At 38.6% G+C, this 5,018-nt stretch carries 6 protein-coding genes and 1 pseudogene; 5 read left to right on the top strand and 2 right to left on the bottom strand.

Annotation, left to right across the window (positions count from 1 at the left end; all coding sequences use genetic code 11):
* The 4 genes and pseudogenes from SD31_RS17315 to SD31_RS21240 all read left to right on the top strand — a co-directional run.
* Nucleotides 1-472, top strand: a 472-nt coding sequence (locus tag SD31_RS17315; protein WP_197053607.1) for a hypothetical protein, incomplete at its 5' end; no start/stop codon positions are given.
* 25 nt (nucleotides 473-497) lie between these two features.
* Nucleotides 498-647: a hypothetical protein gene (locus SD31_RS16580; protein ID WP_156138271.1), complete on the top strand. Its 150-nt coding sequence runs from the start codon at nucleotides 498-500 to the stop codon at nucleotides 645-647.
* 131 nt (nucleotides 648-778) lie between these two features.
* Nucleotides 779-964 (top strand): sodium:solute symporter family transporter, encoded by a 186-nt coding sequence (locus tag SD31_RS20125; protein WP_197053606.1) that lies wholly within the window; start codon nucleotides 779-781, stop codon nucleotides 962-964.
* 23 nt (nucleotides 965-987) lie between these two features.
* Nucleotides 988-2,153, top strand: a pseudogene (locus tag SD31_RS21240) (sodium:solute symporter family transporter).
* 36 nt (nucleotides 2,154-2,189) lie between these two features.
* On the opposite strand, the gene SD31_RS07805 reads toward SD31_RS21240, so the two are convergent.
* Entirely contained in the window at nucleotides 2,190-2,690 is a 501-nt protein-coding gene (locus tag SD31_RS07805; RefSeq protein WP_039053722.1) for a hypothetical protein, read from the bottom strand.
* A gap of 47 nt (nucleotides 2,691-2,737) precedes the next feature.
* Nucleotides 2,738-3,754, bottom strand: a complete 1,017-nt coding sequence (locus SD31_RS07800; RefSeq protein WP_082021874.1) for an ADP-ribosylglycohydrolase family protein — start codon at nucleotides 3,752-3,754, stop codon at nucleotides 2,738-2,740.
* Nucleotides 3,755-3,868: 114 nt separating this feature from the next.
* Between SD31_RS07800 and SD31_RS07795 the strand changes: the two genes are divergently transcribed.
* Nucleotides 3,869-4,816, top strand: a complete 948-nt coding sequence (locus SD31_RS07795; protein WP_039053721.1) for a TIGR01212 family radical SAM protein — start codon at nucleotides 3,869-3,871, stop codon at nucleotides 4,814-4,816.
* Nucleotides 4,817-5,018 lie beyond the last annotated feature (202 nt).

Here is a 5,018-nt window from a genome sequence, read left to right as displayed (position 1 = left end):
TTCTACTTATTCTGAGGGATCCACAAATGCCTTAGCATCATTTTTGGCATGGCAAAAGGGGCTGTTCGGTGATAAGCTAAAGGTGGAAGAGTTAGCCAATTTGGTGGCTCAAAAACCGTTCAATTACAATCTTAGAATACAGTATATTGAAGTATTAATAGCTCAGAGAAATTATCAAGAAGCTTTGAAAAATATCAACGAGGTATATCGAAATTTGCAGGCCACCCAAATACAACGCCCAGAGTTTGAGTTATTATATGTAGAGGTATATGCTGCTTTAGGGGATAAGCAAACGTATAGAAGTATGAAGGATAAATTATTGATTAATGGTGGAGATCCCGGCAAACTAGACCTTCATAATAATCTGAAATTAGTCAGTATTCTGATAGATAATGGAGATATAACGCAAGCAAGATCATTCTTTAAAAAGCTGAAAAGAAGATACATCTATATTAAACCAATCACTTTATAAAGCTATTCAAGCTAAATTCAGTTTAGTGGCAGCTAACGAAAGGGATGCTTTGAAGTTTGTAGAAGAAGCAATAAAACTAAACCCTTACAATGTCGAATTGCCTAAAGTGCTGTCGAAATTTAAAGGTAATTACTCACGGGTTAAAGAACTTAAGCAACGTCTGAAAACCATTTAATATTTAAAATATGCATACGTATGAGCTTATCTCTATAGGACTGTATATGCTGTTGATGATTCTAATAGGAATATATTCTTATACGAAAATCTACAAGCAATTCTGAAGAATTTTTGATTGGAGGGCGGAAAATGGGGGCCGCAGTAACAGCTTTGTCGGCGGGAGCCGCCGATATGAGTGGTTGGTTGTTAATGGGACTCCCAGGGGCCCTGTATACTACCGGTATATCTGCTTCTTGGATTGCAATTGGCCTTACCATCGGAGCTTTTTTGAATTATGTAATTGTGGCTCCCCGTCTTAGGCCTATACTGCCATAGCAAATAATTCGATAACTATTCCTGTGTTTTTGGAGAATAGATTTAAAGATAAAACGCAGTCTTTAAAGTTGATTTCTTCCATGTTAATACTGGTATTTTTTACATTATACACAGCGGCGGGTATGGTTTCTGGAGGACGTTTGTTTGAGTCTGCTTTCGGAATGGATTATTATACTGGTTTATTTTGCACAACCTTTGTTGTTGTGCTATATACTTTTTTAGGAGGATTTTTGGCTGTTAGTTTGACTGACTTTGTACAAGGAACCATAATGGTGATAGCTTTGGTCATCTTGCCTATAGTAATTATCGCGCAGGTAGGTGGGACGTCCCATGCTTTTGCGACTATTGAAGCAAAAGGACCTAATTATCTAGATCTTTTCAAAGGGACTACAACCATTTCCATTTTATCTCTTATGGCTTGGGGTTTAGGATATTTTGGACAGCCTCATATTTTAGTTCGCTTTATGGCTATCGAGCATATTCGTGATATACCGAAGGCACGAAGAATAGGAATCACATGGATGATTTTCACGGTGGGGGGAGCAATGCTCGTGGGGCTATTAGGAATAGCTTATCTTAAAGAGTTTGACCCAATCGCAATGGCCAAATTCGATGCCGATCAATCTGTAGCAGAGACAATATTTATTCATCTATCTAGGGTATTATTTCACCCCTTCATTGGGGGATTCTTTTGTCTGCTATTTTAGCAGCTGTAATGAGTACAATTTCATCTCAGTTGTTGGTAACTTCCAGTTCGATGACGGAAGATATTTTCAAGAATTTCTTTCCCAAATATGCGACGACTCGCAATATGCTTCTTATGAGTAGGGCTTCTGTACTTATTGTTGCAGCAATCGCTCTTTTATTATCTTTAAATCCAAAAGATAGTATCTTGAATTTGGTGGGAAATGCTTGGGCTGGTTTTGGATCTGCATTTGGACCTTTAATTATATTGTCATTACTGTGGAAACGAACCACTGCTTTTGCCGGGTTATTAGGAATGATTGTCGGTGGCACAGTAGTTTTACTTTGGGTCTACCTACCACATGGCTTTAAAGAAGTATATGAAATGATTCCCGGTTTTCTTTCAAGTTTTATGACAATTGTAATAGTGTCATTATTTTCCAATTCCGTAAATCCTACGATTGAAGCTGAATTTGAAAAAATGAAAAAGGATATCAAAGAATAATAAATCAGAGAAGAACAATTAAGGGCGATGAAGCCGTTAATTGTTCTTATATATTACCGCACGTTGAATCCAAATGTTATGTCCTGTAGATTGGGGATGTCTTTGGGAGGAAACGATTAAGGTGAGCTTGTGTTTGCCAGGTTGAAGATTCATGTCGTGGAAAATATGAGCTCTGTTGACATCATATTTTCCGGCCTCTTCGCGAAAATACACATCAATAGTTTTGACAAATTTATCATCTATGTAGATGTCTGCTTTCCCACCCGACGTGTTCCAACTACCTAACAGTGATATGCCTGAGCCTTCAAATTCCAGTTCTAGCCTGTCATTGGGAGAAGTAGCTATCATATAGAGGTCGTTGTCTCCATTACCATACACGAACTCTTTCCATTGTCCTTTAAGAGTCCACTTGTCTCTGTCTTTCATTTCGACCTGATAGCTCATCACTTTGTTTGGATAGGCCTGTTCGTATTTACCTTTGAATTTTGGAGTTTTGAATTCGGATGCGTATTTTATCTTCTTGTACTTTACCTCCATTGGCAAGGATATTTCTCTCGATCAAGGTTAGAGTTTGCTTTACAGCCTTATTGTATGTATAGTTGGTATGTAGAAAGTTTTTGTCTGCTATGTGTGGGAGGTGAGACTTTGAATTTTGTTGGAATATTATCCAATCCAAGTATTATTCCTAGCACGGCAGCGGCATTTGCGGCATTACAGTCTGTGTCTTGGCCACATCGCACGGCAATTTCCATGGTTTTTTCCAAATCATTATTTCCGTATAATAATGCTATAGCTATGTAGGCACCATTGAGCTTAGCATCTATGTTAAACTCATGAAAGGGAATACATATATCGTTTGCAGCCCATTTATCTTGGATAAGTTGCCATGTTTTTTTCCAGTCATGCGGATGCTTGTCGTAGCTTTTCAATACGTCCTGAATACATTGCGCATAGGTGCTTTTAGAAGGGATGGCTTTTAGAGCTGCTCTTACGATTTTTTTTGTATCATTTTCATAGTAGGCAATAGAATGCATGGCTGATACGAACATACCACCGTACAAGCCGTCACCGTAGGCCATGATTCGTCCCACGCTATCACACATGTTAATGGCTGATTGCGTAAGTCCGGGATGTATGAAACCTATAAAGTCAGATTCTATCTGGAAGTCTATGTCATCCGAATGCATACTATATTGGGGAGCTCCCGAAAGAGGAGGCATTATGCCATCGAAGATATTTTTTCGTGCTTGCAGGTTAGCATGGCATAGGGGGAAGCTTGCATAAGCGAAGTCATACGCCAACTGCTTGACCGTTGCATTATTGTTGTACTTTTCTATAGTTTCCATAAAGCTGAGCTGTCCGTACAAGTCATCTTCGAGAAGGGCTTTTTCGATGAGTTCAGGATACCAATTTATAGGTTTGTCGTACGTTCTGCCCAAAGCTTTGAATTCCATTTCGCGACCATACATGACGCCGATCATCTTGGCAGCCCAGGCTCCCTCAACTTTATTTTTCAGTTCAGCTTTAGTGAAATCTTTATATTGTGCATATACTACTGAACCGGTGAACAGGGATATTACTAAGAGTAAGTTTCTCATCATAAAAAAGTTCAAATTGGTTATTAAATATTTTTATAAATATATAAAAATAACTTAAAATTATTTACTATAAATCTTTTGGGTTCGAACTCTATTATTATAGTTATCTTTGCAATAATGGGAACAGCACTAGACAATGGTATAAAACCATATAATCACTATGGAGCCTATTTGCGGGATAAGTATCAGGGGCAAAGGGTTTTTAAAGTTATTGTGGACGGTAATTTTACTTGTCCGAACCGTGATGGAAGCAAAGGTTACGGAGGTTGCACATACTGCAATGTTGATTCTTTTACGCCGGATACGGCACGGAAAGTGCCTTCTATTCGTGAGCAGGTGGAAAACGGCATTGCGCGAGCTCGTAACAGCTATGGTGCTGAAAAATTCATTATCTATTTTCAACCTAACACTAATACGTATGCTCCTACGCACCTGTTGAAGATGATGTATGATGAGGCGTTGAGCATAGACCCTGAAAATACGTTAGGATTGGCAGTTGGTACCAGACCGGATTGTTTGGATTTCGAGAAAATAGCTTTACTGGAGTCTTATACAGACCGTTATGATGTGGATTTGGAAATGGGTATGGAGTCCATTTATAATGATACATTGGAGCGTATCAATAGAGGCTGTTCGCATGACGAATTTTTGGCCACTATGGAAATGCTGAAGGATACTAAGCTGGATCTGTGTGTGCATACAATATTCGGATTTCCATGGGAGACGGAAGAGATGATGTTGCGTTATGCAGATGAAATAAACCGTCATCCGCAGATTAAGTTCGTGAAATTACATCATCTTCATATCGTCGAGGGATCGATCATGGGGGTAAAGTACAAGAGGGAGCCGTTTAAGCTTTTTACATTGGAAGAATATACGGAGTTTTTATCCAAACTTATTCCTAAGTTGAGACCGGATATCATTATCCAAAGACTTTTTGGTATAGCAGATCAGGATTTGCTCATTGCACCGAACTGGGGGGTAAAGAAGTCTGCGATACAAACCTATATTGATAAAGGATTGGAAGCTCGGGGTGTGCAGCAGGGAAGTGAGTATAGAGGTTAAGATACTGAAAAAGCGGTCAAAAAAGACCGCTTTTTTATTTTTCAAGGATAGATTTCAAATTTGCTGGAGAGTATGTTGATAGTAATTTTAAAGTTTTTGTTATCTCCTTCTGCTGGAATCAAACCCAAAAATAACCCCGTCCTCTACTTCTTTATAAATAAGAATCGACATCCTTTCGTCTTCTTTAATAATTATTTCATTG

It is taken from the genome of Sphingobacterium sp. T2 (assembly GCF_000814685.1).
In the GTDB taxonomy this organism is placed as follows: Bacteria; Bacteroidota; Bacteroidia; order Sphingobacteriales; family Sphingobacteriaceae; genus Sphingobacterium; species Sphingobacterium thermophilum.
This window is presented reverse-complemented; position numbering and strand designations above follow the sequence as displayed.